Below are 24,460 nucleotides of genomic sequence, written 5' to 3'. Positions count from 1 at the left end.
CGCATCCTTTCAGGATGCAGCAAGCGTGATTTTGAATTTGCGTCAGGATGGACGCCCGAAGGGCAGAGACAGCTTGCTGGCTCTGTTCACGACGTGCCGTGTCCCTTCAGGGACGACGCCCGGACTAATATTTATTATTTTCAACGCAAGGAATAAATAGCAGATAAGATAAACAGCAGTATGCCGGATGAAATATCACAGGTCTTCATAACTAATAATGAGAAACCCACGCGACGGAGTAATATGGGCGGCGCGTAGCGCTGCCGGTATTACTCTGCGCCGCAGGCGCGCGGCCTTTGATGCCACGAAAGGCAGGGTATTCCCCTGCCCTTCAGGCTAGTTATGCAGCTTTATTCATGGATCGCATAAATTGGCGCATGGCATTAATTCGGCGCTGATCCTCCAGGCGCTTCTCAAAGTTGTTGATATAGTACACCGGCGTATACCTGACCCTGTTAAGCTGCATCGTCAGCGTATTGCCCGTGATCACCTCAGCAGGAATACCCAGCAGGGATAGCTGGATAAAGGCCATATCCGCCGCGATCGGATCAATATCGATGCAGCTACCGAACATGTGCTCAGACGGGTTATAGCCCGCCTCCAGCAGATATTCCGCATACGCCACAATCATCCCCGCCGCACCGCTTGCCGGATCGCTGACGGTCACGAATCCCTCACGGCGTATCGTTTCGTCGACGTCCGGCATCAGCAGCCTCGCCAGCAGTGACTGGACGTGATACGGCGTGAAATATTGCCCGTTCCGGTCGTCGCCCAGCTCAAGCTCCATGAAGATCGCACCGAGAAAGTCGTGAAATTTCGCCTCCAGCGCGCAGACCATAAGGCAGAAAAGCGTATGCATATTGCTGATATCGCTCTCGCCGTACTTCGAACAGATTTCACGGCTGCGCTCAATGTTCTCCGGCGTTCTTATCCGCGCCATATCCAACTCGCTGGCCGCCAGCGTGATAAAGTCGCTGAACACCTCCCAGCGGCGCAGCTGGCGGGCGGTATCCCTGAACACGCTGATAAACTGGTGCCGTGCTTCGTCAGTGCTCATCATCCGGTGCGGTATCGTCGGCGCGTTCACGGCTGGCAATACGGGTTTCGCGGGTGTTAAGGGTGCGGCCGCTTTCGCCTGGTCAAAAAAACAGGCAAAACTGAGTTGAGACATATTTCCTCCTCAAATGCCGCCCCCTGCGGGGCGGCTCCTCCGTCAGTTAAATGCCCGCTTCATCTCGAGCGTGCGTAACACCTGCCCCCACTCACTCCCGCGCATGGCAGGAATACGAACGGCGCGCCTCTTCTTCCGGCAGTGCGCTATGTGACGACCCAGCGCCCGCATTTCGGCGCTGATTTCGTCACGGTCGATATCACTGCGTTTAATGCGCACCTGTTTTTTTACGGGTGCGTTTTCCGCCTCAAGCATCTGGACATACAGGGCGGTCGGTGTAACAATTGACGCTCTTCTGAAATGATTCATAGATGTTTCCTTTTAGTTGAGGCCGGATTCATCGTTCCCAGGCGAATAAATCCGGCGGGATATGGCAGACGAAAGTCTGCCTTTTTCATATCTGGCGCTGCATTTCCTCCTTAACGCGGGCCAGGATCTCCGCGTGGTTAAGGCTGCTGTAGTCGCGCATCCGGTAATAACGGATACCGATCCGCGCATAGATTTCGGTCACGTTGCCGCAGACCATCTCCGCCAGCATAAAGGTTTCACACTCGCCGTTCTCACTGCTGCGCCAGTTCATCGGGTACATCAGCCCCAGCGCATCATGGAAGGCGTGAACGTCAATTTCGACGGGCGCTGCGATATACGATTTTTCGCGGCTCAGCCAGTATTCACGCTCTGCCTCACTGGTCGCGTAAATACCCGCTTCAGCGCAGGATTCGGTCAGATTTAAGTGCATGGTTTATCTCCTTCTGGTTTATGGCGCCTGAATGTCGCCGCTGTGGTTAATCGTCAAACGTGATGCCGGAAAATTGAGCCATCAGGTTCAGCATGTCGGCTATATCGTCAACTTTCTGCTGAATGGCAGGTGTTGCCTTAACGATGCGCATAACCGTTGCTTTCAGCTCGTCCATACCGCTGTTTGCCGCTTCACCCAGCGCCGTTTTATCGGTGTTGCTCTGGTACTTCAGCAGGGCTTTGCTGACCTTGTTTTGCAGGCTCTCAAGCCCGCTGAGCGCGCTTTTCTCCCATGCGTCGAGGCTGAATGTGCTGTTCGCATTACCGTTGCTGATGCTCATGATGTCTCTCCGATGTAACTGGCGGCATCCCCTGCCGCCGTGTTTAGTCAGGCCAGTGCACTCACTCTGCGAGCATGGCGTATTCAAAGTTCATGCAGTTTTTCAGGCTCTTGTTCGCATACGTCCACGCCGCCATCCCCGTTGCACCGTATAACCGGACGGCGTGAGCCTGAGCCTGTAACCACGGCTGTACGACATGGAACGACAGCAGCGGCTTATCACGCATCCAGTTGAGCACGCCCTCGTCCCAGACGTTTTTGCTCATGGCGCAAAGGATGTTGCAGACTTCTTCCGCCTCGTCGGCCTCTGACAGTTGCAGGTTCCAGACCTGACACAGCTCCAGCAGGTATGACTTTTGCTCTGCGATAACACAGGCCAGACGGACTTTCGGGTCTGTACCCCATCTTCCGGTAGATTCTTGAGCGGCGGTTTTGACGTTGACGTTTCGTGTGTGCATCCTGGTTTTCTCCTGTGGTGATGGTTGTCCATCTCCCTGGTGAGTTCTCTCGCGGCAAGGGCCGAGTAGCAACGGCGGGGCGGCAGGAGAAGGGCGGAGACAAAAGTTTTTGCGCCCCGCAAAAAGTTTTGGCGGAGTGCATTTCACCCTTCGGATGACGACCCGACGGTGCTACGAATAGCCCTCCGCGTGAGGACGCACGGGAGATAGCTTCACCGGGAGAACAGGATGCACACACCCGACACGTCGGAACGGCGTGGCGCCATTAAAGCGACGGCATCAGCCGGCGCGGTGAAGGCGTTCCGGACGGCACGGCCGGAGAAGCCGCAGCCCCTGACCTTCGCCATCAGACCCTAGCCGTATGGCACGAACCCCGAAGGGGTTCGGCGGAGCCCGGCGGGTGCGTCAGCGGCCGCCCTGGCGGAGTGGGGCTCGACGACCGGACAGCAGCGCTGGCCGGGAGCCGAAGGGGGACATCGCCCTGCCCTGTTTTCGGTTTATGGCCACGGAGCTGCAGCTGAGAAAGTTAACCAGCAGGACGCCGGATATGACACCCGGGATGAAGAACACAGGGAAAACAATGCTGAAGCCAGGTACAGGCAGGTAACTCATGGCGCTCTGACTTCAGCAAATCAGGCAGGAAAGGCTGGAGTGTGGACAAGGCGGAGGGAGCAGAGGGGCAGCGCCGGAGGCGCGTCCCCCTTCCCCTGTTCCCCGGAGGGGAACAGCCCTTCCCGGAAGTTCAGGCGTGCGGTCGCGCCAGGAAGGAAAAAGGGGCTACCATCTAACCGGTAACCCCTTCATAAAGGCGCTTCAGGCATGTCAGAGCAACTCAGCACCTGAAAAGGCGGGGGGTTCCCCCGCCTCCAGGTAGCTTACTTACCGGATTCGTAGGCCATAAAAGCCGCCACCTCCCTGTTCGTGTCCCTGTACCGGATTTCGCAGAGCGATTTTCGGGTCAGGTAAGTGAATATCAGCAGTGTGAGACACACTATCAACACGCACCAGAGCAGGGTACTTCGTGGCAGTTTCATAGCTGACTTCTCCTTGCCTTTCGGCAGGTAAGCGGCTAATCTGATGTTGTTCAGGCATACAGACTAAGCCTCGTGGGTTAATGAAAATTAACTACGGGGCTTTTTGCTTTCTGCCGCACAACACGGTAACAAACCACCTTCACGTCATGAGGCAAAAAGCCTCAAGCGCCACGTCGATTATACCGGGCAGATGCTCTTTCTGACCAGGAATATCATCGAGCTATGAGCCAACCAACGGCACGAATAAGCAGGCAGAACATGTAAAAAATGACCGTTGCAGTAAACATCCCGATGAGTATCGCCTGAGACACTTCAGGAGCACCTGACCACATACCGTCACTCCTGAACACCAGGAATGAAAATAACGCACCGAGTCCGGCAAGAGACAAAAACTGAAGAATAAATGCCCGCTTCCGGGTCATAACAACACTGATGATGAGATATCCATATCCTGCGCTAATTACGGCTATTAAAACAAACATTCGCAAAAAATGAGTAAAGGCATACTGAACTTCTGTCATAACTGATTTCCATTCCGGGTGAGTTTCGGTGATACCAGCCAGTTCATTAGCCAGGCCAGCATCATCAGCATTCTGGCAGAATAGGGCACTGCATTATCCTGGCAACATTCAGGTTAACGGTTCCTGATATGTACCAGGATACCACACAGAATGACAATCCCTGCCAGCAGAGCCATGTCTGGAATTAGGATATCGAAAGCGCTACTGACCAGTTCATCCGGATTGTGATCCCCCCAGATTGCCAGTCCGTATCCAACCCCCCAGACAAAAAATGCCAGCCCCGCAGCCAGAACTCCCAATTTAAAAAGAAAGAAAAGCACGTTGTCCAGCTTACCAGGCGGATCGTGCCAGGTGATAACCATCGAGACCAGGGCACAGATTGCCCCCCCGATATAGTAAGCCTTGCTTCCGAACATCTCCGGCGCACCGAAGTCTATGATCATCGTTAACAGGCCATTTAACAGCGTGACCAGTATCCAGTATCTCATCTGTAAATTATCCTTTTTAATACCCTGCCGACCCTGTTTCCGGCAAAGTAAAATATCATACTCAATGAGGCGACTTTCCCCGAAAATACTCAGGCCGTGTCATCATTTCCCGCTCAATGAGTTCATCAGCAAACAGCGGCGCAATCCGGTTCACGCGACGTTCCAGATTCCGCCGACGGGCAGCCGCTTTTCGTTCATCACTCCAGCGTCTTATCTGCCTTTCATCCAGAAAATCGACACACACCGCATACCCTGCTCCCGCCACCCAGAGAGCCATCACCGATTCAGGGGCGGGCTTCCCTGCCTCCACCACTTCTGACGCCAGCTCTGGTTCACCGGGGCAGGGAAAGGGACGCTTCCAGCGCAGTGAGTAACGCCACTTCATACACGGCTCCGTGCTGTCAGCTTGTTCGGAACCATCCAGCGCTCCAGCTGCCTGACAGACTCAGTGCTTTCCCGCGCCAGCGCATCCGTTTCGGCCATCACCGTCCAGAACGGCTGGTTCTCCGTCATCCAGCGCTCCATTGGCTCCAGCGACGGGAAACGCTCGCTCCAGCGCCAGAACATCTCCTCCAGGTCGAACTGGCACAGTTCAGTCCCCGACCAGCGTGCGCTCCAGCTGCTGACCGTTTGCGGGGTATGGAATGCCAGCTCAATCTCCGCCTGCCCTGCCAGCGCCTGATACGCTGTTTCGTGCTGGCACGCTTCCTTACGGCGCTGGCGGGTGTATTTTTCATCCCGCAGGGCGTCCTGACAGCGAACCCGCTCGGTCTGCTGAAAGGCCACCTCCGGAAAGAGGCGCTGACCGGCACCGACAGGAAGCGGCAGCCAGCAACACGTCCCGCGGCTTTCAATCAGGGCATCGATGGCACTGAGCCAGCTGTCCCTGCTGCCCCGCAGCTCCCGCGCCGTCAGCACCGGCGCAAAATAATGGATTTCCCTGAGAGTGATGCGCGAGCTGCCCGTGAGCCGCCGGAAAAAGGCGCTGGCATACGGGTACATCATGGACACCGCGCCGCGCGACCGCCTGCGCTCAACCTCGGCGATGGCTTCCATCGCGGCGCGTCGCTCAGGGCTGAAGGGAACCAGAGAGAGATGTGAAGGGATCATACCGCGCCCTCCGCTGCCAGAATGCTGATGATGCTGGCCTGACTGTATCCGTCCGCATCGAGACGCGCCGTCAGGCTGACGGTGTGGCTGACAAACTCCGGCTGGTAGTCGCTCAGGGTACGAATAACGGAGAACGGGCGACCGCTGGCGGGAACGAACACCACCATCCAGACGGGACTGATGCCACCGGGACTGCATACGGCAAGATGATACTGCCCGTGGGAAGGGGTGAAGCGGATTTGCACCGGGAAGAAGCCGCCGAACTCGCTGCGGTACTCGCCGTTCATGCCCCAGCTTTCAGGGCAGGACAGGTCACGCATGACGGCGTGGGTCAGTTCGCGGCGGTAGTCCTCACCGCTGTCGCGCCAGTCCTCAAACTCATCACAGGACATCGTTTTCAGTACATCGGGGGTCAGAATAGTGCGCATACGAATCTCCTTATCGCCGCCCCGCAGGGCGGCGCTCCGTTATCAGGCGGCGTGTGCCGTGTTGGTGGTATCGTTGTCAGTGGTGTCGGTATCTGAAACAGCGTCGTCAGCACCGGATTCAGGCGCTGGCTCAGGTCCTTTCAGCCATGCCGGAACCCAGCGGGTGTGCTGCATGAAGTGCTCCGCATGTGCTGCGGCGTCGCCCTTCTTCATCTTCTCCGCGTCACCCGCCGCGCCCGTCAGCCCCGCCTCTTTCAGGGAGGCGACAATCTGCGGATGTTTCAGGCTGCCGAAGTAGTTGTCCTTCGTCGGCTGCCACCAGTCGCGCAGGTGGAACCCGATTGCCGCCTCGACCGCATCGAGTGGACTTCGGGAGGTATGCCCCATATCGCGGGTCTGAACCCCGTCAACGGAACAGGCGGTGCAGAAGGCCATAAATGACATGAGAGCCTCCCCGCTCAGGGTAAAGAAGGTGGTGAAGTCCTTCTCCCAGCCTTCCGGCAGCAGGGCTTTCAGACGTGCTTTCTCGGTCATCAGGAGGTCAAACGCTGCGCCGCCCTTACCTGAGGGGGCATTTTCCGTCAGGCTGCTGTGTGAGACCGTCAGGCTGATGCGGAACGGGTGCGTCGTGGTCAGACAGCCGGAAAAGACGCAGGTACACATGCGCCAGACCATCAGCGCCACCGCCTTTTCGGGCTGCTGCATCAGCGCCGCCTGTAATGCCAGCGTACGCTCGGAGGTCATTTTCGTGAGCAGCGGGACGCTGATCCCCTCTGCGACGTCGGGCTGGCGTGAGGTGAACGGCACCGTTACGCTGCCAGATTCGGTCTCTTCCGGCATATCTGCTTTCAGGCGCACACCGCGCTGCACGTACACCTGCCCTTCGTACAGGCTGACCATCACCCCCGCGCCGGACTTCATGTCGTCAGTCCACGCGCTGACTTCTGCCGCCTCCTGAATGGCGAGGATGTCCGCTTCGATCGCATCCGACTCGTCGCAAACGCTGTCATATGCGTCGTACTGCTCCCGCAGCGCATCAAGACGCTGCTGCTGCTCAGGGGTGTACACCGGATCGGGTTCAACAGGCTGAACGAACTCTTTACCGTCTTCGCCGTGGTACCAGATACGGGCTGCGCGTCCGCGACTCCATGCCCAGCCCTCACGCTGCTGAATGTCCAGTGCGATACGCTCCAGCTTCTCCTGCACCAGACGCTCAACCAGCACGCTGTCTGCCGTGCCGTCGCCCTCGCCCTGGCTGAACAGATCTTCACGGACGTAACCCCCTGCCGCCTCGTAGGCATCGCGCCCGATAAAACGGAATTTTGTGTTGTCGGTGCGTATCTCGGTTTCGGTAATGGCGCGTTTAATCAGGTGCGCGGGGGCATTCGACCAACTGGCTTTTACACTTTCGAATACCTCAACCTGACGGGCAGGATCGTCCTCGAGACAGAGCGCCTGACACTGCTCAACGGTCAGTTCGTCCTGCGCGAGCTTATCCATCAGGGCAGGCGCAAGATTTGCCAGCTTCAGCATGCGCTGCACGTGGCGGGTGCCGAAGCCGAGCGCATCACCAATCTGCGCAGGGCTTTTGCCCTGCACTGCTAAGGTGCGGAAACCCGCGATCTGCTCGGCAGGATGCATGGCAGCACGCTGCTCGTTCTCCGCGACGGAGGCAAGGGCAGCAATGTCGTCTGAGACGCGCTTCACGGCAACGGTGTAACCGGACGGGAGACGGTTTTCTTCTGCCAGAAGCTGCATGGCGGTGAGTCGGCGGCCACCTGCGGCTACGCCGTATTTACCGTCCGAGAGAGTGTGAACAATCAGGTTCTGCAGCAGTCCGAGCGCCTCAATGGAGTCGGCAAGACCGCGAACGCTGTCCACGGAATACGGGATAGTGCGCACGTTAAAAGGTGATTTAACGAGATCGGACAGCGGAACATACTCGATGACAGCGGCCTCAAGGGCGGCTTTCAGGGCATCTTCCTGCGCCTTCGTGATTTTTTTAGTGCTGGTTTTTTTGGGTGCTTTTGCTTTAGACTCGGTTACTGACATAGTTAATACCTCGAGTGTTATTGATGATTGTCCGGCCCTGCGGAGGGACGTCTCCGGCAGGGCACCTCTTACTGCTTACTTCGTTTTACGGATACCGTAACGTTCGATGTAATGGTTTAGCCATTTCCCGGCATCCGCTTCAAAATTCCATGCGCGCCAGACCATCTCGCCATCCTTACGGACAACGAGGCGAAAGTGCGTCCCCTGGTCGTCCTCAATCGCGACATTCGCAAACTCCGCCGCCACGGCTTCGGCCTGTTCGCGGGTGAAGGTGTCATCGGGTAACGGTCCGGCGTTATAAATGCTCATGTTTTCTCCTTCAGCCCCGACAGTTGCGGGGCGTGTTCATCAGGTTTCTAGAACGGGGCATCATCATCCATCGGCGGATAGTCGTCCGGTAGCGGCTGCGGAGCCTCCTGAGACGGCGCGGCGCTCTGACGGCCTTTTCTGCCGCCCTTCGCTTTAGGGGATTTATCAGCAGTGCCAGCAGGTTGTGCCGCAGCGCCAGAGTTCTGCGGTTGTGCGGGCTGCTGCGGTGCGGCACTCTGAGCCTGACCGCCGTCACGACGCCCGCCGAGCATCTGCATGGTGCCGTTCTGCCCGACCACGATTTCGGTGACGTAACGGGTCACGTCATTGTCGTCCTGCCAGTTACGGGTACGCAGCTGGCCTTCGACATACACCTGAGCACCCTTGCGCAGATACTCCCCCGCCACTTCCGCGAGCTTGCCGAACAGCACGACACGGTGCCATTCGGTGTTTTCGCGCATCTCTCCGGTCTGCTTATCGCGCCAGGACTCAGAGGTGGCGAGGCTGAGATTAGCCACCGCACCGCCCCCAGGCATGTAACGGACTTCAGGGTCCTGCCCCAGATTGCCCACGATGATGACTTTGTTGATTCCGCGTACTGTCATGATGAATTTTCCTTCCGGTTGTGTTGCCCTTAAAACCATCACCCGTTGAGTTGCCGGGGCCGCGGTTTTGACGTTTTGCGGGGACCTGCTGAACGCGCCCCCTGGTTGTTACCTTCACCCGTTTGAGAGCCGTTCGCCGCAGGGGCGTAAACCAGCACGGGCGATGGCGGATGTCCAGGGCGCGGTTTACCGCGTGCCATTTACCCTGGACAGCTGACAGCGACTGTGCTTGTCTCAGCCCCGGCGAAAGGACTCAGAGGGGTGAAATGACCAGGAGGAAATGAGCAGGAACCCGCCGCAACGACGGAACGCGCGGGCGCGAAACGGCGTTGCGCCTTACAGCCCGGCGTCAGTTTGCCGGGGTGCAGAAAGCGCAGGATACGGCGCGTGAAGGGCGGCGTGACCGGAACGGTCGCAGCAAGCCTGCCGTTGACGTTGCGACAGAGGGATGGAAACCCGCTGCCCCGAAGGGGCCGGGCAGAGACAGCGAAGCTGGCTCTGTGCGGAGCATGACAGCCCCGGTTCCCGCCAGGGAAGTCGCCCGCAGTCATATCGCTCAGGAAGAAAAGCCGGCAGGACAGTGATATCAACCAGTACGCCACCGGTATGGACACTATTGCCAGCGGCAACGGCAACGGCAACGGCAACGGCAACGGCAACGGCAACGGCAACGGCAACGGCAACGGCAACGGCAACGCAGAGATTATCACCGGAACAGAAATAACGCCGACCAGCTGCAGCACACCGGTGTTCATACCCTGACACCACAGGTACATCAGACACTGGCGGAGATGCGCGGCGCCGCAGGCGCGGCGTACTTCGCCGGCAGGCAGAGCCTGCCAGGGTTTTGCGCGCGGGCTGACAGGCGGCTGAACCGCCTGCCGGGGAAAATCAGTTGCTGAAGACGTACCCATCATGGAATACATAACCGCTGCTGAACAGGTCACGCGCCCAGGCTTCAAAATCGAAGTAGCTGCGAAGCGGCTCCGGCACCTCATTCAGCAGGCCGTTGTCCTCCACCATCTCCCGCGCGTAGTCCTCCTCGCTTTCCGCTTCGCCGCGATATGCATCATCAAACGCGTCATAGTCACACTCGCCGGTATACTCCGCCCAGGCGATAAACGCGCCCTCCCTCCCCTCTTCTTCAGCCTGTTTGAACGCGGCGATAAAATCCCAGTCGATGGAGCATTCAGAGACGAACTGCGACGGGATGCCCTCCCAGTCCTGAAACATAAATTCGGCGTCCCATTCATCGTTATGCAGCGCCTGGCAGGCCTCGTAAAAATCCTCCCTGCCGTCAAACTCTGTCAGGTCAAACCATTTGCCGTAAATGCTGCCGCAGTTGTACTTGTGATACGTGCCAACGTAGACAGCAGGCGTGGTGGTCGTAGTGCGCATAAAAATTCCTCCGTGGTCGATGTTGTCTGAGTTCCGGCTTACGCCGTGCCGACACGACAGCCCGACAGGGAGCGAAAAATGCAGGGGCGATGCATGAAGCCGCAGCGCCGGTAAACAGCGGAGAGGGTCTGGACGGTTAGCGAGCGAATATTGAGCGAGATAACGACGGGAAGAACCGCGACAAGACTTTAAACATACGGCGACCGGGTGAAGGCATCGACGTCAGTGAACCCTTGCATTTGCAGCGTTCGGGCTAGAGTAGAGGCACGGCGTAAGCCGCAGAGCGCACGAACGTCATTCACCGCGCGGCCGTAACGCCGTGGAGGTCGCGCCGGAACAGAGGAGCTGGCGACATCCTTTTGCGTTGCAGGACCGGCAGGGCCAGGATTGCTCCCGGCCCTGTGGCTGCATCAGATCCGTTCCATCAGCATTCTGACATCGTGCAGTGCCTGTTTGAGGAATTCAGGCGTGGGTCGGCCCACCTCCCATGCCTGCCCGACAAGATTTTCCAGGTCGCCTTCCTGTCGCCGCAGTACGCGCATGAGCAGCGCCGCGGGAACGCTTACCTCGCGTGCCACGGCCTCACGGTGTCGTACCAGAAGGTCGCATACGCCAGAATTTGTAACGCCTTCCCTGCGATATACAGCCATATCCGTATTACCGGTTGTTTCCATCAGCCCCTGAATCTCGGCAGGTTCCGGCTTTACATCAAGTTCACCGCAGGCGACATAAAAAGCTTCTTCGGTCCAGACCAGCAGGACCAGCGGCTCGTCGGGGGTGAACATGTTTTCGAGCCGGGTGCAGAGTTCTTCGCGTGTTCCGTACATTTTGATTCTCCTGTGTCGTTTTCTGACGGGCGTTTCCGCCCGTCCGTGTCAGTCTTTAAAGCTGGCGTCCAGCTCCAGCGCCTGCCGGTATGCTTCAAGATAAAGTGCGTTGATGCGGCAAATTGTCTGGCGGGCCAGCCGTTCTGTCAGGTTCTCCGCGTCGTAGCGGTAGCGCGATTCCAGCGCATTCAGGGTGACGCGAAGGTCGCACATGCTGTTTGCCAGGGCGGCAACGTCGGCACGCAGCGCTTCGTTTCCGGCGTAATTCGTCATGCAGCCTCCGGAAGCCAGTCACCGTTGGCAGCGGGCAGGCACATTGAACGCCGGACAGCGGCCAGCCGCTGAACGCCGGCCCGGTGATACTGTTCGAGCAGCTCAATACCGATGTACCGCCGCCCGGCCTGTAGTGCGGCCACGCAGGTGGAGCCGCTTCCGGCAAACGGGTCGAGCACAATCGCACCGGGATGCGTGAAGGACTCAATCAGCGGTTGCAGGCTGGTTACGGGTTTTTCGGTCGGGTGGTGCCGGTTGCCGCTGTATTTCCAGCCCAGCACGTCCGGCAGCGGGTTTTGTGGCAGACGTGGACGGCCTTTTGCCAGCAGGTAGGCACACTCATGGCGGTAGCCCACATAGGCGGACTTCGATGTGTAGGTTTTGGTAAACACCAGGTGGCCGACAACGCTGAATCCGGCATGTTTCCAAGCAGCCATAAAGCGATCGACGCGGTTCCAGCCGTAGAAGCTCACCATCAGCGCGTCTTTTTTTAGGACGCGGTACATCTCATGGCAGGCGGGTTGCAGCCATTCATCGGTTTTATCGCCGGCGATGGTACGCCCCTGACGGTCACGAAAACCTACCAGATATGGTGGGTCGGTAAGGATGAAATCGACAGCATTATCCGGAAAGCCGGACATGATATGGACGCAGTTACCCAGGATGAAACGGGACATAATCATTCTCCTTTCTCAAATGCGGCGCCAGTTACGCCGTGCCGATACGACAGCCGGGTTAAAAGCGGAGAATGCAGGGGCGGTGCCGCAAGCCGCAGCGCAGTGAAAAAGCAGACGCTGGCTGGACGGTTTGACGGCGAAAATTGAGACGGAAAACGACGGGAAGACAGCGGGTAATGCCTTTGAAATTAACTGCGACCGGGTGAGGACACCGGCGTAGCGAACCCTTGCATTCGAAGCGGCCCGGCTACAGTAGCGGCACGGCGTTCACAGCAGAGCGGTATGAATGAGGAGCGCAGCGACATCGTATTTTCATCGTTGCTGTCCACAATTTCGGTGGGCAATCCTGTGTATAAAATGAGGGTATTCCGCGCAGGTCGCTACCAGCACGGATGACAGCACGCCTGACAAAACGGTTATCTTTTAACCACACTACGCAGACTTCACTTTTCCTGGTGTGGTATGTTGATGCTGAATGTACACAACCGGAGCGGAGAAAGATGGACAGAGAAATGCTGGCAGAGTGGCTGCGGGATATTGCCCAACATATAGAAGAGGAAAGTCCACTGATTCGTGATGTCAGTGTGGATGATGCCCTTTCTGATGAGGGGCTGGCCAGAAAGATCATCACCATCACGTTCAATGCGCCTGGTCGCGCCCCACAGCCTGAAGAGGACGCCAGCAGTATCCCTCGACACTGACAGTCCGATGTACATTACTGCTTAAATGGCGGTTATTCATTTTCTTTAAGCCAACCATCTACAAGTTGGTTGATGACATCCGTTATTGAAGTTCCATTTCGCACGCAGGCGGCTTTAAATCTGGTGTGTTTATCCTCATCAAAATTGACGTTAACACGCTTAACTTTTCCTGATAGGGCTGGCGCAGAAACCACCCTATCGAGGTCTCTGTTCTCACCGAATGTCATTTTTTTGCTACCACTATGGGCTTTTTCAAGTGCCATATATTTACTCCTATCATCAATTACTCATTTGAGTATATAAGTAAAGACACAATTACTCAAATATGCTAAATATTTCTTTTGTAAGGATTTCAATTTCACCTTTAGCCGCTCCATCACTAGACTCGAACACGCTGTCACCATCAAGAATCGATTTGACGTAAATCTGACGCTGGGTAATAGCCGTGCGGAACGATTTAACTCCAGTGTCCCTGATGCTTTCTTTTAGAACACTAAGCATGGTTGCCTGTTCGATTTTTCGGGTGATGAGAAAACGAGCTTCAACTTTCCGGCTATATGCCTGCGCTTCAAGGACAGTGACAACGCTTCCTGCTGCAGAAAAATCAAGCGGGCTGGGAGTAACCGGAATGATAACAAGATCGCTGACCATTACCGCAGCAGATGTAATAACGGAAAGCGAACCGGCACCATCAACGATGACAAAATCATATTCAGTAAGGTCTTTCCTAATGCCATATACATCTTTTTCAGAAGCGGCTGTAAACACATCAAATGCAGCCTTCCCAGATTTACTCCAGGTTGTCAGGCTCATCTGAGGATCTGTATCCACAACTGCGATGTTGTATCCCGCTCGAGCCATTGCAGTACTCACATTGATTACTGCCGTGGTTTTACCTGAACCGCCTTTAGGGTTAAGAAAAGAAATCACCTTCATACTCAAAAACTCCTTTGTGTATTTACTCAATTACTCTTCTGAGTTTTTGAGTTTACCATCTCAGTTAAATGAGTAAAAGCAAAAACACACATTTACACAAAGACTCATATACTCAAAAACTCACGGAGTAAGTAAAAACTCAAATGAGTAAAAGAAAGACACGCATGACGGTATATCAAAATGTGAAGGGATAACCGATGTCGCATTAGGGTATACCCGTATTCAACCACTAAAACTGACTGATGTTGCGGCATGCCGCGTGCCAGGTAACCAGCCCTGAGTGACCGGGGTCAGAATGACCACTTATATGTTCCCTTTGAGTATGGCCACCGCATCGGCCCCGGGCATCTGGAACTGTACGCGATGACGCGCCGCCACATCGAGCGCAAACACCTTAGTGTACACCTCCGTCGAACTGATGCTCTTGTGCCCCATTAAACTCTGCAGCACCTTCAGCGGAATGCCGGCATACAGCATGTGCATGGCGTAGGAATGGCGGAACGTGTGCGGTGTCACCGGCACGGAGAACGTCACCCCGTCGGCCGCCGCAGCCTCCACCGCTTCACTGAGCCAGGTGCGGACGGTCCGGTCAGTGATCTCCCAGATACGCGCCTTCCCGGTTCTGCCGCTTCGCTTGTTGCGTCGTTCAAGGGGAATTTTCAGCGTGGCCACCATCATCTCCAGCTGGCTGACATACTGCGGATCGGAGAGCGGCACCAGACGGTGAATCTGGCTACCTGCGGGAGTGCGGCCGGCCGTTCGGGCGGCTTTTTCGGAACGTTGTTTGAGTGTGGCCAGCTGCACAAACGGCCAGGGTGGCACCAGGGAAAAATCTCCTCTCGTCAGCGCCAGCGCTTCGTTAATACGCGCCCCCGTATTCCAGAGGGTTGCCAGCAGCATCTTGCGGTGCAAATCGGGCACGTAGTGAAGCAGGGCGCTCACCTCCGGTGTCAGCAGGTATTTTGGCAGTTCGTTATGAACGAGGGCCATCTGGCGCAGTGCCAGTGCGGCAGGGTAGTCAATGGCAACCGGTAAATGAACGGGCTGAGCCGCGAAATGCAGCGCAGGCAGGTTGCTGCTCATCCTGGTCTTCGCTCTCCTGAACGATCGCGCCCGTCAGGTTCGACCGGGGCAGACGTTTCCGTCAGTCCTGCTGAATGGTGCCGCATTCTATACCCCCCAGAACATCAGGTTAATCGCGTTCTTGATCTCATTCTCCCTGTGGCTGAGATCGGCCACCTCCTCGCCGGTAACGGCTGCGGTGACGCTGGCCATATCAGTGGTCATCAGCCGGTAGCTGTCGTCCCCGATGTGCACCACCGGATAGAGTTCGCGGGAGACCTTGTCCGACAGCAGGCGGGCACTGGCCAGCGGGATCACCATTCGCCGTCCCGGGGTATCAACAATATCACTCTGCACATCCACGAACAGACGGTAGCGACTCTCTCTTTTATATGTGTAAACCCTGAACTGCATATCACCAGTCCCTGTTTTCGTCGGCAAACGAGCCGTTCGTTTCGATAAACCGGGCAACCTCAGCCATCCCTTCCTGGTTTTCAGTCTGCCAGCGTTCTGCACGAAGACGTCGGGCTTCGTTCTGCATGGCGGTATTCACCAGACCCGAGATATTGACGTCCGCGGATTTCAGTAACCGGTAACTGTCGCTGTCTATGGTGACAGTTATACGCTGCTTCATAATAAGCCCTCACTTGCATACTTCAGGTATGATTAACAGTATAGCTTACCGGTTTGCTTTTTACAGGCGTTACTGATACATACCATTACATCGCTATTGGTTTACAACGGTTATATTCACTGTCTGAAAAATATCTTACATTATAATAAGCAGCCATACAGCCACGAAGATAAATTACCGGATGGCCGTTCCGGCTGGATCCGATTTTTACGGTATAGCGCAGTTTCCGGAAGTGTACCACGCACGAGGAATAACCACACCGGCCTTTTATGGTGGTGAGCGGGCAGTCACGGGGCAGGAGGGAAACACTATATATAGAAGAAAAATCAGCTGACGGAGTGGCACATGTTGTGTTTGCTGGCCACAGCACCCCGGTGGCAGGAATGAAGATCCGGAACTGGTAATTTTCGGATCTGTGGTGAAAAAGAGAGTGGAAAGGATAGGTCAAGCATATCCATATGCCATGCATCTGCATAGGCCAGGCATACGCATATGCTTACCATCTGTATATGTTACATCTATACATATGCTCAACATCTGCATATACTGAACATATGCACACGCCCGGTGCAATCAACCTCATTCCGGATATGCATCATATATCCGTACTTACCCGGGAGAGAATCATGAGAACCGTATCCATTTTTAAAAACGGCAATAACCGCGCCATCCGTCTGCCCCGCGATCTGGATTTTGAGGGCGTCAGCGAGCTGGTGATTGTCCGGGAAGGAGACAGCATCATTCTGCGTCCCGTCCGGCCGACCTGGGGCTCGTTCGCGCAGTTCGAAAAAGCCGATCCGGACTTTATGGCGGAGCGCGGGGACGTTGTCAGCGACGAAGGGCGATTTAACCTGTGAACAAGACCTATATGCTCGACACGAACATCTGCTCATTCATCATGCGCGAGCAGCCTGAAGCGGTGCTGAAGCGCCTGGAGCAGGCGGTGCTGCGCGGTCACCGTATCGTGGTCTCGGCCATCACCTGGTCTGAGATTTCATTCGCCGCCCGGGCTGCAGGGCCGGTCACGCAGCAGCTGGCTGAAGCGTTCTGCGCCCGCCTCGATGCCATCCTGCCCTGGGATCGCGCCGCGGTGGATGCGACCACGGAGGTAAAGGTGGCGCTGCGCCTCGCCGGGACGCCGCCAGGCCCGAACGACACGGCGATAGCCGGGCACGCCATCGCCGCCGGCGCGGTGCTGGTGACGAGGATCGGGGGAGAGTTTGAACGGGTACCGGGGTTAATGCTTGAAGACTGGGTGAAATAAGTAAGAAACGATTAAGGGAACAGGCAAAAGTGACTGAACTACATCCACAATCTCTGGATTCAATGGATTAATCTGAAGTGGTCAACAAAAACTGGCCACAGCTTTAGAGTTTTTCCAGTATCGGTTTTCCGATTCGTTTGGTGGTAACCCACCGTTATATTCATGCGGTCTGAGCGCGCTGTAATATCCAACGATATAGTCCGTTATTGCGTGAGCTGCATCGCTGAAGCTTACGTAGCCTGTCACTGGCATCCATTCGTTCAGAAAATAAGGGGGATTTTGCCAGCCCCCCTTAATGCAACAGAAACCCCGGGATTGCCGGAACATCAGTAATTCGCCGGAAGTGACTTTTTATCCATCAGCCTTCCCCTGCGCATTGTAATATATCCGCCGGTGCTGAGCTCCTTCAGAATTTTGTTCAGTGAACTGCGTGAGACGGTCGTCCGGCTAAGAATGAACTCAAAGGCTGAAAACCTGCTGCGCTGCTCTTCATCCATTTCCCACAGCATTTCAAGGTGCTGTCTGACAATCCCGTAGACGTTTCGCGATGCGAATGCTTCATCGCGAATGTAGCATTTATTTACCACATCCACACAAAGTGTGAAGGCCTCCTGCCAGAGTGATTGCTCTTCGATAAGGCGCAGCGCGCGTTCCTGCCTTACTGCCATGAGCTCCGCCGGTCTGGTGGTTCTGAGATAATGAAAGATCGTATCCTTCTCCCGGAGGGTCAGTCCGGTGACGGCGGGGGCTTTGACGTAAGCCACGACGGTATCGTCTGACAGCCTGCGGACCTCTGCTTCACCCGCGCACAGACAGTACACGTACTGCGTCTCTTTCTGACGAAATGGTATGGTCTGCTTTTCGCCGGCGACAACCCTGTGAAAACAGTCAGCGCTCTCAATATTGTCAATGATACGTTCTGCAGCAAGCTGTGCGGATATACTGGTCATCATCATTCCGTGTAAAAATACCCATTAATTTAGTGTGGTAAAGGTGTTAACGGAGTTTAATATAGGCGAATTATGATATTATTTTGTATCAGTGATTGTGGAATATTGAAGCTGTGACTGGTATCAAAAAATTCAGCAAGCGTTTGACATTATTCCTGTGGTCCTGACCGGCCTGCCACCTCCGGTGACGGAGACGCCTCATACAGGTACAGTCAGTCAGCGGAATGTGCGGCCTTTGCTTTTTTTTGCCTCAGGTATATTCGCTTTACCTCTGCTGTCAGCGCTTCCTCCTCCGTGACCATGCCCACAGGTCTGCCCGAGGCGTCATACCGGAAAGCCCCTTCCCTGATGCCCTCCAGATACATCTCGCTCCTGACCAGCGCTTTCAGCGCGAATGCCACCTGTGTAAGCGTTAACGGCAGCTTCCGGGCATCAATGTCCCCTGCCAGCTGGTCTTTTATCCCCACAACCACAGGCCTGGGACGTTCTCCGTCAAACAGACCGGGCCAGAACCGACGCAGGGTATTCACCGCATCGGGTAACTGCGTGGCCGGTAATGGCAACACCGCCGCAGGAGCCTGTGCAGGTTTCTTTCGCATATCAGGCGGAGGGGGCGGATTTCTGGTTATCCTCCGTTTTTTGTGCTTTATCAGGCCGGAAAGACGCGACACGGCCTCAGTCGCCGGGACTTTTTTCTCTGCTGACATAAGTTTCTTCCCTGCAGGTTAAGGTGGTAAATAATACGCTGCGGGCAACATCCGGCCCGCACTGCTCCGCTGATTCGCAGTACCTGAGGAACACCGCAGATACCGCCGGAGCGGGAAGCTGGATTTCCCGCTCCGGCGGTATCCGACAACAACGCCCTGCGCGCACTGACTCAGCATTTTTGTTACCGAACGCGCACTGTTGCCTCACCAAAATTGGGTGATGCCTCTAATTAGTTGAATCTGATGTATAATACGGGCTTTTGAGGTTATCTCATGGCCAGCGTTAACGTTCATTGTCCCCGTTGTCAGTCTGCACAGGTCTACCGCCATGGTCAGAACCCTAAAGGCCATGACAGATTTCGCTGCCGTGACTGCCACCGTGTGTTTCAGCTCACTTATGCTTATGAAGCGCGTAAGCCGGGTATTAAAGAGCAGATCACTGAAATGGCCTTCAATAGTGCCGGGGTTCGCGATACCGCCAGAACACTGAAAATTGGCATTAACACCGTCATCCGGACTTTAAAAAACTCGCGCCAAAGCGAATAACGTCTTCGCCTGTTGCCCATGCTGATGTGGCGCTTATCTGCGAACTTGATGAGCAATGGAGCTTCGTTGGCAGTAAAGCCCGGCAGCACTGGCTCTGGTACGCGTACAACACCAAAACAGGCGGTGTACTGGCCTACACTTTCGGTCCTCGAACCGATAAAACCTGCAGGGAGCTACCGGCACTGCTTACACCATTCAACATCGGCATGATCACCTGCGACGACTGGGGCAGCTATGGCCGGGAGGTGCCCCCTTTATTTCATACAATGATTATTAAAAATATCAATAGCTTTAATTCCGGGTGCCGGGCGGGCACCCGTCATATCGGGAGCGTCAGTCCGTCAGGGGTGCGCGCAGTTTCCAGGTGCTGCCGCCAAAGAGCACGGGTCCGACAACCCGCTCCCACTTTTCAGCCTCCGTCAGGTGGTCGGCTACCGACAGGAAGTCGGTATGGTTCAGGATAGTTTCATCCCGCTCATCGGCAGAAACCAGCGTGTAGCCGTCAGGAATACGGGGTATCTGCTGGCCCGCCGTTGACGCAGAAGCACGCCAGAACGTCCGGATGCAGCCGCCCCTGCTCAGGGCGGTAAGAATAACATTTTCAGGTACGCGCATACGCCAGTTACTGTCCGGCAGCATGACTGATGGCCTGCTGCAGGGCCTCCGCGCTGGTGTATCCCGGAATAACCGTCACGTTATCAGCGCTGGCGCCGCTTGACGGGAGAACCACCAGGGCCGGGGTACCGCTGAAGCCCAGCTGCTGCGCGAGTGTGTTTATGCCATCCAGGGTCCCCTGAACGTCTGGTGCTGTTTTCGCATCGAACTTCACGGCTTTTGCGGCCGCGCTGATATCAGCATCGGTCAGCTTGCCCTCGTTGTGGCCGGTGGCGTAAATCGCGTTGTGATAGTTGAGGTAAGCATCGGCCCCCTTCTGCTTCCAGACCTGGAGCCCGGTTTTCGCCGCGCTGAGCGACGCCGGCCAGCGCTGGCCAAATATCGGGAATTCCTTGAAGACAAAGCGCACGTCCGGGTTCGCTTTTATCACTTTCTCCAGCTCCGGCGCCAGGCGGGCACAGTAGATGCACTGGTAATCAAAGAATTCAACGACCGTCACTTTTGCATCAGCGGGACCATATGACGGCGTGCCTTTATCGTTCAGCAGCGCTGCCTGATTCTGAACCACGGCGGCCGTCATCGCCTGCTGCTGCGTCTCCTGCCGTTGGGCCTGCAGCTTCTGGCTGACCTCAACCAGCACCTCCGGATGGGCCAGCAGGTAGTCTTTCGCGATTTCACCAATGCGGGCTTCCTGCTCCGGGGTAAAGGCAGCGGCAGGTTTCTCTGCTGCACCCGCCACGCCGGAGACCAGAAGGCCTGCGGCAAGCATGGCTGAAAGGGTTTTATTCATGTTCATCCTGTGTTTTTCTCTTCTCGGTTGTTATCAGTTTGTTTCGTGCACGGGTGGCGACGCTTCTGACCGCCCTGCGCATGTGTTTAGCGTGCTCCTGAGCCCTGCGCTCCACGGCATACGCCGCCTCCTCTGGACTCACCGCTGCGACCGGTTCACCGGCAAGGTTTTTACGCCACGCGCCCACCGTCATGACGCCCAGATACGCATCCGGGCGGGTGACGGCGGCAAGGCAGCGTTTCAGCGTCTTCACGGAAACCTCCAGCCCGCGCCGGCGAATGTCATTCACCATCGCCTCCCGGATGTTGACCTCCAGGAGCTGCGGCTGGCCGTCCGTAACGAGGGACGGCCAGCATTGCTCCAGGAGCGCGAGCGCGTCCGCAAGCGGCATGACCTTCCGGTAAACCGGTTCAGGTGCAGGCTTGCGCCTGGCCGCCCGCATGCGCGAAAAGAGTTTATGCCTGACTGCAGCGGCCAGCCACTGCATCACGAACAGGTGCTCCTGCAGGGGAGAGTAAATTTTTCCTTCCCGCCCGGCGAGGCGGACCGCCACGGTAATACACCCGGCGAGATGCGCCAGTTCATTGAAGGACGTTTATGGGCGACAGCTGTCAAACCGCACGCCACTCTTTTTAACCGTAAACACGGTATACCCCACGTCTCGCGCTGTACGCAGCGCGTTTCCTTGTCACCTGGCGTCACGCGCCTGTAACCATTCCTGCAGGCGAAAGCGCGCGCCGCAGTCACGACAGACCACCAGAGGGTTATCCGGTGAAATTTTGGTCACCCCCTCCATCACCAGATGTCCTGAGGTGCAGGAGATGCAGCTCACGCCCTGCTCGGCCGGGGAAAAACCGAGCATCTTGCGCGGTCGCGGCGTGACGGGTTTATCCCCGCGACAGGCGTCAATAAGGGGTCTGAGCCGTTTACGGTACGGTGTGATACCGCAGTTCGAACCGATCTGACACACCGACAGGCTTTGTGCCTGTTTCCAGGAGGTCCACAGGCATACCAGAACCGTGTAGAGCCGGTACCAGAAATGCCGGGGTATATTATAAAAAACGGTCCCCTCCGCCTCGCTGAATCTGGACTTACAGGCTGCGCAGTAGTAATAGGTGGTGACAACACCGGGCGTGTGGTATTGCGACAGACCGGTGCTGCCGCAGCGGACGCAGGCATGAACGCCCCCCATCAGGGGATTCTGTGCATCGAGCTCACCGGCGACCTCCCTCAGCAAAGGTTCTCTCAGCCAGACCTCTCGCAGGTGCTGATACTGTCCCGGCGTGACGTGGGCAAACTCCCGGCGAAACCAGGCGGGGACCGCCATGTCCCGCCCACGGTTAGCCGGCACGGGGGAGAAGGTATCCGGCACTGTCGGCGATCCCACGGGTGACCCTGTCACGTCATGCATCAGGAACGTCCGGTGGCAGTCTTCGCAGTGGATTAGCGGGTTATCCGCAGGGGCCGCCTCCCCCCAGTTCAGCCAGGCCGAGTCACAGTGCGGGCAGTGAAGCCCCAGTTCGCCGGGCAGAAATCCCAGCACATACCGGGGAACCGCGGTCACCGACCGGCCTGAAACCTGGCGTAACAGCGGCGTCAGGCGGACGATATACTGATCCCAGGAGGTCTTATTGATGCAGTGACTCAGCCAGACCGCCTCTTCCTTTCGCCAGCATCCCCAGAGCGTCAGCAGAATGGCATACAGCCGGTGGTGCAGGGCATGCATCAGCCCCGAGAACGGCGTGCCGTGGTACAGGGAGCTGTTACGGTGGCAGCTTTTACAGTGCAGTTTTTCAGGGGCTGACGGGTTAACGTGATACACGCGTGTGCTGTGACACAACGCGCAGCGCAGGGTTTCCGGCTGCCGGAACTTATCCAGTCTGGCAGCCAGCTCGCGAAGCACGGGTTCATTCTGCCAGAGGGTTATCACCCGCCGGCGGTCGGCCTCGTCAAGATGTGTCAACGACGGGTAAAAAGTGATCCACTTACATCTCCACCGACGGTCTAATATTGATCCACCGTTTTACTCAGGATTAGCCTCAGCGATAACCCCGGCCTTGCGTTTCTGTTTCAGTCGATAGCTCTCTCCTTTTATTTGAACTACATGTGAGTGGTGTAAGATCCGGTCCAGCATCGCCGATGTCAGGGCTGCATCACCGGCGAACGTCTGGTCCCACTGCCCGAACGGCAGGTTGGATGTCAGGATCATCGCGCTTTTTTCGTAACGTTTGGCGATGACCTGGAAGAACAGCTTTGCCTCTTCCTGACTGAACGGCAGATAGCCTATTTCATCGATGATGAGTAGCTTCGGCGCCATAACGCCACGGTGAAGCGTTGTTTTATAACGGCCCTGGCGTTGCGCTGTGGACAACTGAAGTAACAGATCTGCCGCAGTAGTGAAGCGAACCTTGATGCCCGCCCTTACCGCTTCGTAGCCCATCGCTATAGCCAGATGGGTTTTACCCACACCGGACGGCCCCAGCAGTACGATGTTTTCGTTGCGCTCTATGAAGCTCAGTGAACGCAGCGACTGGATCTGCTTCTGCGGCGCACCGGTGGCGAAGGTGAAGTCGTATTCTTCGAACGTTTTCACTGCCGGGAAGGCCGCCATCCGGGTATACATCGCCTGTTTACGCTGATGTCGGGCCAGTTTTTCCTCATGAAGCAGATGCTCCAGGAAGTCCATATAGCTCCATTCCTGATCCACTGCCTGTTGTGACAGAGCGGGTGCGGCGCTGATAAGACTGTCCAGTTGCAACTGTTCAGCAAGTACCATCAGCCGTTGATGTTGCAGCTCGACCATCATGCGACTCCTCTGCTGAACGTGTCATAGATAGACAGCGGATGATGCAGTGGCTGCCTGTCGAAGGTCACCAGGCTTTCGTCTACCTGCACGTCATACTGTTTTTTCTCCGGCGGCAGAGCCAGCATGGACTGCTGTTCTTCGATCCAGCGATCGCAGGGGCGGGTCTGGATAGTTTCATGCTTCCTCTGGTTGGCAACATCGTGCAACCAGCGCAGGCCGTAGCGGTTGGCTGTTTCAACGTCAACGGTGATCCCCATCGGGCGCAGGCGCGTCATTAGCGGGATGTAGAAGCTATTGCGGGTGTACTGCACCATCCGCTCCACCTTGCCTTTAGTCTGTGCCCTGAAGGGGCGACACAGTCGTGGAGAGAAGCCCATCTCTTTGCCGAACTGCCACAGGGATGGATGGAACCGGTGCTGGCCGGTCTGGTAAGCATCACGCTGCAGCACTACAGTTTTCATATTGTCGTACAGCACTTCCCGTGGCACACCGCCGAAGAAGCTGAACGCATTGCGGTGGCAGGATTCCAGCGTGTCATAGCGCATATTATCAGTGAACTCGATATACAGCATTCGGCTGTACCCCAGAACGGCAACGAACACGTGAAGGGGGGATTTGCTGTTACGCATGGCGCCCCAGTCAACCTGCATTTGCCGTCCGGGCTCGGTTTCGAAGCGAACGACAGGCTCCTGCTCCTGAGGGATGGCAAGTGAGCGTATGAACTCTCTCAGGATGGTCATGCCACCACGATAACCCTGCTCCGCGATCTCGCGGGCGATGACCGTTGCAGGAATTTTATAAGGATGGGCATCGGCGATGCGTTGCCGAATATAGTCCCGGTATTCATCCAGGAGTGAATCGGCTGCGGGACGCGGCGTATATTTTGGCGGCTCAGACTGCGCACGCAGATAACGCTTTACGGTGTTACGGGAGATACCCAGTTCCCTGGCTATAGCCCGACTGCTCATACCCTGCTTATGCAGGATTTTAATTTCCATAACTGTCTCAAAAGTGACCATA

At 56.3% G+C, this 24,460-nt stretch carries 36 protein-coding genes and 4 pseudogenes; 7 read left to right on the top strand and 33 right to left on the bottom strand.

All coding sequences use genetic code 11. The annotated features are described in order from the left end of the window. Positions 1-340: 340 nt before the first annotated feature. From KGP25_RS25015 to ssb, 15 genes and pseudogenes are all read right to left on the bottom strand, one after another. On the bottom strand, positions 341-1,171 hold the full coding sequence (locus tag KGP25_RS25015; RefSeq protein WP_143345791.1) for an N-6 DNA methylase: 831 nt from the start codon (positions 1,169-1,171) through the stop codon (positions 341-343). 42 nt (positions 1,172-1,213) lie between these two features. Beyond that, positions 1,214-1,426: a hypothetical protein gene (locus tag KGP25_RS25010; RefSeq protein WP_143345843.1), complete on the bottom strand. Its 213-nt coding sequence runs from the start codon at positions 1,424-1,426 to the stop codon at positions 1,214-1,216. 139 nt (positions 1,427-1,565) lie between these two features. Further along, positions 1,566-1,910 (bottom strand): hypothetical protein, encoded by a 345-nt coding sequence (locus KGP25_RS25005; RefSeq protein ID WP_143345790.1) that lies wholly within the window; start codon positions 1,908-1,910, stop codon positions 1,566-1,568. Positions 1,911-1,956: 46 nt separating this feature from the next. After that, positions 1,957-2,250: a hypothetical protein gene (locus tag KGP25_RS25000; protein WP_223540705.1), complete on the bottom strand. Its 294-nt coding sequence runs from the start codon at positions 2,248-2,250 to the stop codon at positions 1,957-1,959. 61 nt (positions 2,251-2,311) lie between these two features. Beyond that, the gene (locus tag KGP25_RS24995) at positions 2,312-2,707 is read right to left on the bottom strand and encodes an ammonia monooxygenase (protein WP_143345789.1); all 396 of its coding nucleotides are present in this window, start codon (positions 2,705-2,707) and stop codon (positions 2,312-2,314) included. 875 nt (positions 2,708-3,582) lie between these two features. Further along, entirely contained in the window at positions 3,583-3,708 is a 126-nt protein-coding gene (locus KGP25_RS24990; RefSeq protein WP_223540704.1) for a type I toxin-antitoxin system Hok family toxin, read from the bottom strand. Beyond that, positions 3,650-3,799, bottom strand: a pseudogene (locus KGP25_RS24985) (DUF5431 family protein); the annotation flags it as partial. The pseudogene KGP25_RS24985 and the gene KGP25_RS24990, both read right to left, overlap by 59 nt. Positions 3,800-3,953: 154 nt before the next feature. Continuing rightward, the gene (locus KGP25_RS24980) at positions 3,954-4,262 is read right to left on the bottom strand and encodes a hypothetical protein (RefSeq protein ID WP_123061034.1); all 309 of its coding nucleotides are present in this window, start codon (positions 4,260-4,262) and stop codon (positions 3,954-3,956) included. 113 nt (positions 4,263-4,375) lie between these two features. After that, positions 4,376-4,750, bottom strand: a complete 375-nt coding sequence (locus KGP25_RS24975) for a hypothetical protein (protein ID WP_123061033.1) — start codon at positions 4,748-4,750, stop codon at positions 4,376-4,378. Positions 4,751-4,811: 61 nt separating this feature from the next. Next, positions 4,812-5,135, bottom strand: a complete 324-nt coding sequence (locus KGP25_RS24970) for a theronine dehydrogenase (RefSeq protein ID WP_123061032.1) — start codon at positions 5,133-5,135, stop codon at positions 4,812-4,814. Beyond that, positions 5,132-5,860, bottom strand: coding sequence for a plasmid SOS inhibition protein A (locus KGP25_RS24965; RefSeq protein ID WP_123061031.1), 729 nt, complete (start codon positions 5,858-5,860; stop codon positions 5,132-5,134). The genes KGP25_RS24970 and KGP25_RS24965 overlap by 4 nt, the downstream gene beginning before the upstream one ends. Continuing rightward, entirely contained in the window at positions 5,857-6,288 is a 432-nt protein-coding gene (psiB, locus tag KGP25_RS24960; RefSeq protein WP_123061030.1) for a conjugation system SOS inhibitor PsiB, read from the bottom strand. Before psiB ends, KGP25_RS24965 begins: the two co-directional genes overlap by 4 nt. Positions 6,289-6,330: 42 nt before the next feature. Next, a complete protein-coding gene (locus tag KGP25_RS24955) occupies positions 6,331-8,340 on the bottom strand; it encodes a ParB/RepB/Spo0J family partition protein (RefSeq protein WP_223540703.1) in 2,010 nt (669 codons plus the stop codon). Between the two features lie 75 nt (positions 8,341-8,415). Next, positions 8,416-8,649, bottom strand: coding sequence for a DUF905 domain-containing protein (locus KGP25_RS24950; protein ID WP_143345785.1), 234 nt, complete (start codon positions 8,647-8,649; stop codon positions 8,416-8,418). 47 nt (positions 8,650-8,696) lie between these two features. After that, the gene (gene ssb / locus KGP25_RS24945; RefSeq protein ID WP_123061027.1) at positions 8,697-9,254 is read right to left on the bottom strand and encodes a single-stranded DNA-binding protein; all 558 of its coding nucleotides are present in this window, start codon (positions 9,252-9,254) and stop codon (positions 8,697-8,699) included. Between the two features lie 280 nt (positions 9,255-9,534). On the opposite strand from ssb, the pseudogene KGP25_RS26805 reads away from it, so the two are divergent. From KGP25_RS26805 to KGP25_RS24935, 3 genes and pseudogenes are all read left to right on the top strand, one after another. Continuing rightward, positions 9,535-9,677: pseudogene (locus KGP25_RS26805) on the top strand (hypothetical protein); the annotation flags it as partial. Next, positions 9,617-9,838 carry a hypothetical protein gene (locus KGP25_RS24940; RefSeq protein ID WP_338328190.1) on the top strand — a complete coding sequence of 74 codons (222 nt, stop codon included), beginning with the start codon at positions 9,617-9,619 and terminating at the stop codon, positions 9,836-9,838. The pseudogene KGP25_RS26805 and the gene KGP25_RS24940, both read left to right, overlap by 61 nt. Positions 9,839-9,860: 22 nt before the next feature. Beyond that, entirely contained in the window at positions 9,861-10,016 is a 156-nt protein-coding gene (locus KGP25_RS24935; protein ID WP_223540701.1) for a hypothetical protein, read from the top strand. Positions 10,017-10,145: 129 nt separating this feature from the next. Here KGP25_RS24935 and KGP25_RS24930 read toward each other — a convergent pair whose 3' ends face one another. The 4 genes from KGP25_RS24930 to KGP25_RS24915 all read right to left on the bottom strand — a co-directional run bounded on the left by KGP25_RS24930 (position 10,146) and on the right by KGP25_RS24915 (position 12,429). Then, positions 10,146-10,652: an antirestriction protein ArdA gene (locus tag KGP25_RS24930; RefSeq protein ID WP_123061026.1), complete on the bottom strand. Its 507-nt coding sequence runs from the start codon at positions 10,650-10,652 to the stop codon at positions 10,146-10,148. A 410-nt stretch (positions 10,653-11,062) separates the two neighbouring features. Further along, positions 11,063-11,479: a DUF1380 family protein gene (locus tag KGP25_RS24925; RefSeq protein ID WP_123061025.1), complete on the bottom strand. Its 417-nt coding sequence runs from the start codon at positions 11,477-11,479 to the stop codon at positions 11,063-11,065. A gap of 48 nt (positions 11,480-11,527) precedes the next feature. Continuing rightward, on the bottom strand, positions 11,528-11,752 hold the full coding sequence (locus tag KGP25_RS24920) for a hypothetical protein (protein ID WP_123061024.1): 225 nt from the start codon (positions 11,750-11,752) through the stop codon (positions 11,528-11,530). Next, on the bottom strand, positions 11,749-12,429 hold the full coding sequence (locus KGP25_RS24915) for a DNA methylase (protein ID WP_123061023.1): 681 nt from the start codon (positions 12,427-12,429) through the stop codon (positions 11,749-11,751). Before KGP25_RS24915 ends, KGP25_RS24920 begins: the two co-directional genes overlap by 4 nt. Positions 12,430-12,929: 500 nt before the next feature. Between KGP25_RS24915 and KGP25_RS24910 the strand changes: the two genes are divergently transcribed. Further along, a complete protein-coding gene (locus KGP25_RS24910) occupies positions 12,930-13,130 on the top strand; it encodes a hypothetical protein (protein WP_017694174.1) in 201 nt (66 codons plus the stop codon). Positions 13,131-13,162: 32 nt separating this feature from the next. On the opposite strand, the gene KGP25_RS24905 is transcribed toward KGP25_RS24910, so the two are convergent. The 5 genes from KGP25_RS24905 to ccdA form a co-directional block, all read right to left on the bottom strand. Beyond that, on the bottom strand, positions 13,163-13,393 hold the full coding sequence (locus tag KGP25_RS24905; RefSeq protein ID WP_017694173.1) for a plasmid partition protein ParG: 231 nt from the start codon (positions 13,391-13,393) through the stop codon (positions 13,163-13,165). A 52-nt stretch (positions 13,394-13,445) separates the two neighbouring features. Further along, a complete protein-coding gene (locus KGP25_RS24900) occupies positions 13,446-14,066 on the bottom strand; it encodes a ParA family protein (protein WP_123061021.1) in 621 nt (206 codons plus the stop codon). A 303-nt stretch (positions 14,067-14,369) separates the two neighbouring features. Continuing rightward, positions 14,370-15,149, bottom strand: a complete 780-nt coding sequence (locus KGP25_RS24895) for a site-specific integrase (RefSeq protein ID WP_223540700.1) — start codon at positions 15,147-15,149, stop codon at positions 14,370-14,372. Between the two features lie 87 nt (positions 15,150-15,236). Next, positions 15,237-15,542 (bottom strand): type II toxin-antitoxin system toxin CcdB, encoded by a 306-nt coding sequence (gene ccdB, locus KGP25_RS24890; protein ID WP_123061019.1) that lies wholly within the window; start codon positions 15,540-15,542, stop codon positions 15,237-15,239. A 1-nt stretch (position 15,543) separates the two neighbouring features. Continuing rightward, positions 15,544-15,762, bottom strand: a complete 219-nt coding sequence (ccdA, locus tag KGP25_RS24885) for a type II toxin-antitoxin system antitoxin CcdA (protein WP_123061018.1) — start codon at positions 15,760-15,762, stop codon at positions 15,544-15,546. Positions 15,763-16,388: 626 nt separating this feature from the next. On the opposite strand from ccdA, the gene vapB reads away from it, so the two are divergent. After that, positions 16,389-16,619, top strand: a complete 231-nt coding sequence (gene vapB, locus KGP25_RS24875; RefSeq protein ID WP_123061017.1) for a type II toxin-antitoxin system VapB family antitoxin — start codon at positions 16,389-16,391, stop codon at positions 16,617-16,619. Next, a complete protein-coding gene (locus tag KGP25_RS24870) occupies positions 16,616-17,026 on the top strand; it encodes a PIN domain-containing protein (RefSeq protein ID WP_123061016.1) in 411 nt (136 codons plus the stop codon). The genes vapB and KGP25_RS24870 overlap by 4 nt, the downstream gene beginning before the upstream one ends. A gap of 81 nt (positions 17,027-17,107) precedes the next feature. Here KGP25_RS24870 and KGP25_RS24865 read toward each other — a convergent pair. The 3 genes and pseudogenes from KGP25_RS24865 to KGP25_RS24855 all read right to left on the bottom strand — a co-directional run. Next, positions 17,108-17,287 (bottom strand): annotated as a pseudogene (locus tag KGP25_RS24865) (IS110 family transposase); the annotation flags it as partial. A 65-nt stretch (positions 17,288-17,352) separates the two neighbouring features. Further along, on the bottom strand, positions 17,353-17,976 hold the full coding sequence (locus KGP25_RS24860) for a helix-turn-helix domain-containing protein (protein ID WP_223540699.1): 624 nt from the start codon (positions 17,974-17,976) through the stop codon (positions 17,353-17,355). A gap of 212 nt (positions 17,977-18,188) precedes the next feature. Next, positions 18,189-18,575, bottom strand: a complete 387-nt coding sequence (locus KGP25_RS24855) for a ProQ/FINO family protein (RefSeq protein ID WP_223540698.1) — start codon at positions 18,573-18,575, stop codon at positions 18,189-18,191. Positions 18,576-18,956: 381 nt separating this feature from the next. Between KGP25_RS24855 and KGP25_RS24850 the strand changes: the two are divergent. Continuing rightward, positions 18,957-19,480: pseudogene (locus tag KGP25_RS24850) on the top strand (IS1 family transposase); the annotation flags it as partial. 82 nt (positions 19,481-19,562) lie between these two features. On the opposite strand, the gene KGP25_RS24845 reads toward KGP25_RS24850, so the two are convergent. The 6 genes from KGP25_RS24845 to istA form a co-directional block, all read right to left on the bottom strand. Beyond that, a complete protein-coding gene (locus KGP25_RS24845; protein ID WP_223540697.1) occupies positions 19,563-19,868 on the bottom strand; it encodes a cytoplasmic protein in 306 nt (101 codons plus the stop codon). Further along, a complete protein-coding gene (locus tag KGP25_RS24840; RefSeq protein WP_123061154.1) occupies positions 19,852-20,634 on the bottom strand; it encodes a DsbA family protein in 783 nt (260 codons plus the stop codon). Before KGP25_RS24840 ends, KGP25_RS24845 begins: the two co-directional genes overlap by 17 nt. After that, positions 20,627-21,187, bottom strand: a complete 561-nt coding sequence (gene finO, locus KGP25_RS24835) for a fertility inhibition protein FinO (protein ID WP_223540696.1) — start codon at positions 21,185-21,187, stop codon at positions 20,627-20,629. The genes KGP25_RS24840 and finO overlap by 8 nt, the downstream gene beginning before the upstream one ends. A gap of 135 nt (positions 21,188-21,322) precedes the next feature. Then, positions 21,323-22,537, bottom strand: a complete 1,215-nt coding sequence (locus tag KGP25_RS24830) for a hypothetical protein (protein ID WP_223540695.1) — start codon at positions 22,535-22,537, stop codon at positions 21,323-21,325. A 120-nt stretch (positions 22,538-22,657) separates the two neighbouring features. Beyond that, positions 22,658-23,440 (bottom strand): IS21-like element ISSen3 family helper ATPase IstB, encoded by a 783-nt coding sequence (istB, locus tag KGP25_RS24825; RefSeq protein ID WP_032666787.1) that lies wholly within the window; start codon positions 23,438-23,440, stop codon positions 22,658-22,660. Continuing rightward, positions 23,437-24,459, bottom strand: a complete 1,023-nt coding sequence (gene istA / locus KGP25_RS24820) for an IS21 family transposase (RefSeq protein WP_223540652.1) — start codon at positions 24,457-24,459, stop codon at positions 23,437-23,439. The genes istB and istA overlap by 4 nt, the downstream gene beginning before the upstream one ends. Position 24,460 lies beyond the last annotated feature (1 nt).

Source organism: Enterobacter sp. JBIWA003 (assembly GCF_019968825.1).
GTDB classification, from domain to species: Bacteria; Pseudomonadota; Gammaproteobacteria; order Enterobacterales; family Enterobacteriaceae; genus Enterobacter; species Enterobacter quasiroggenkampii.
This window is presented reverse-complemented; position numbering and strand designations above follow the sequence as displayed.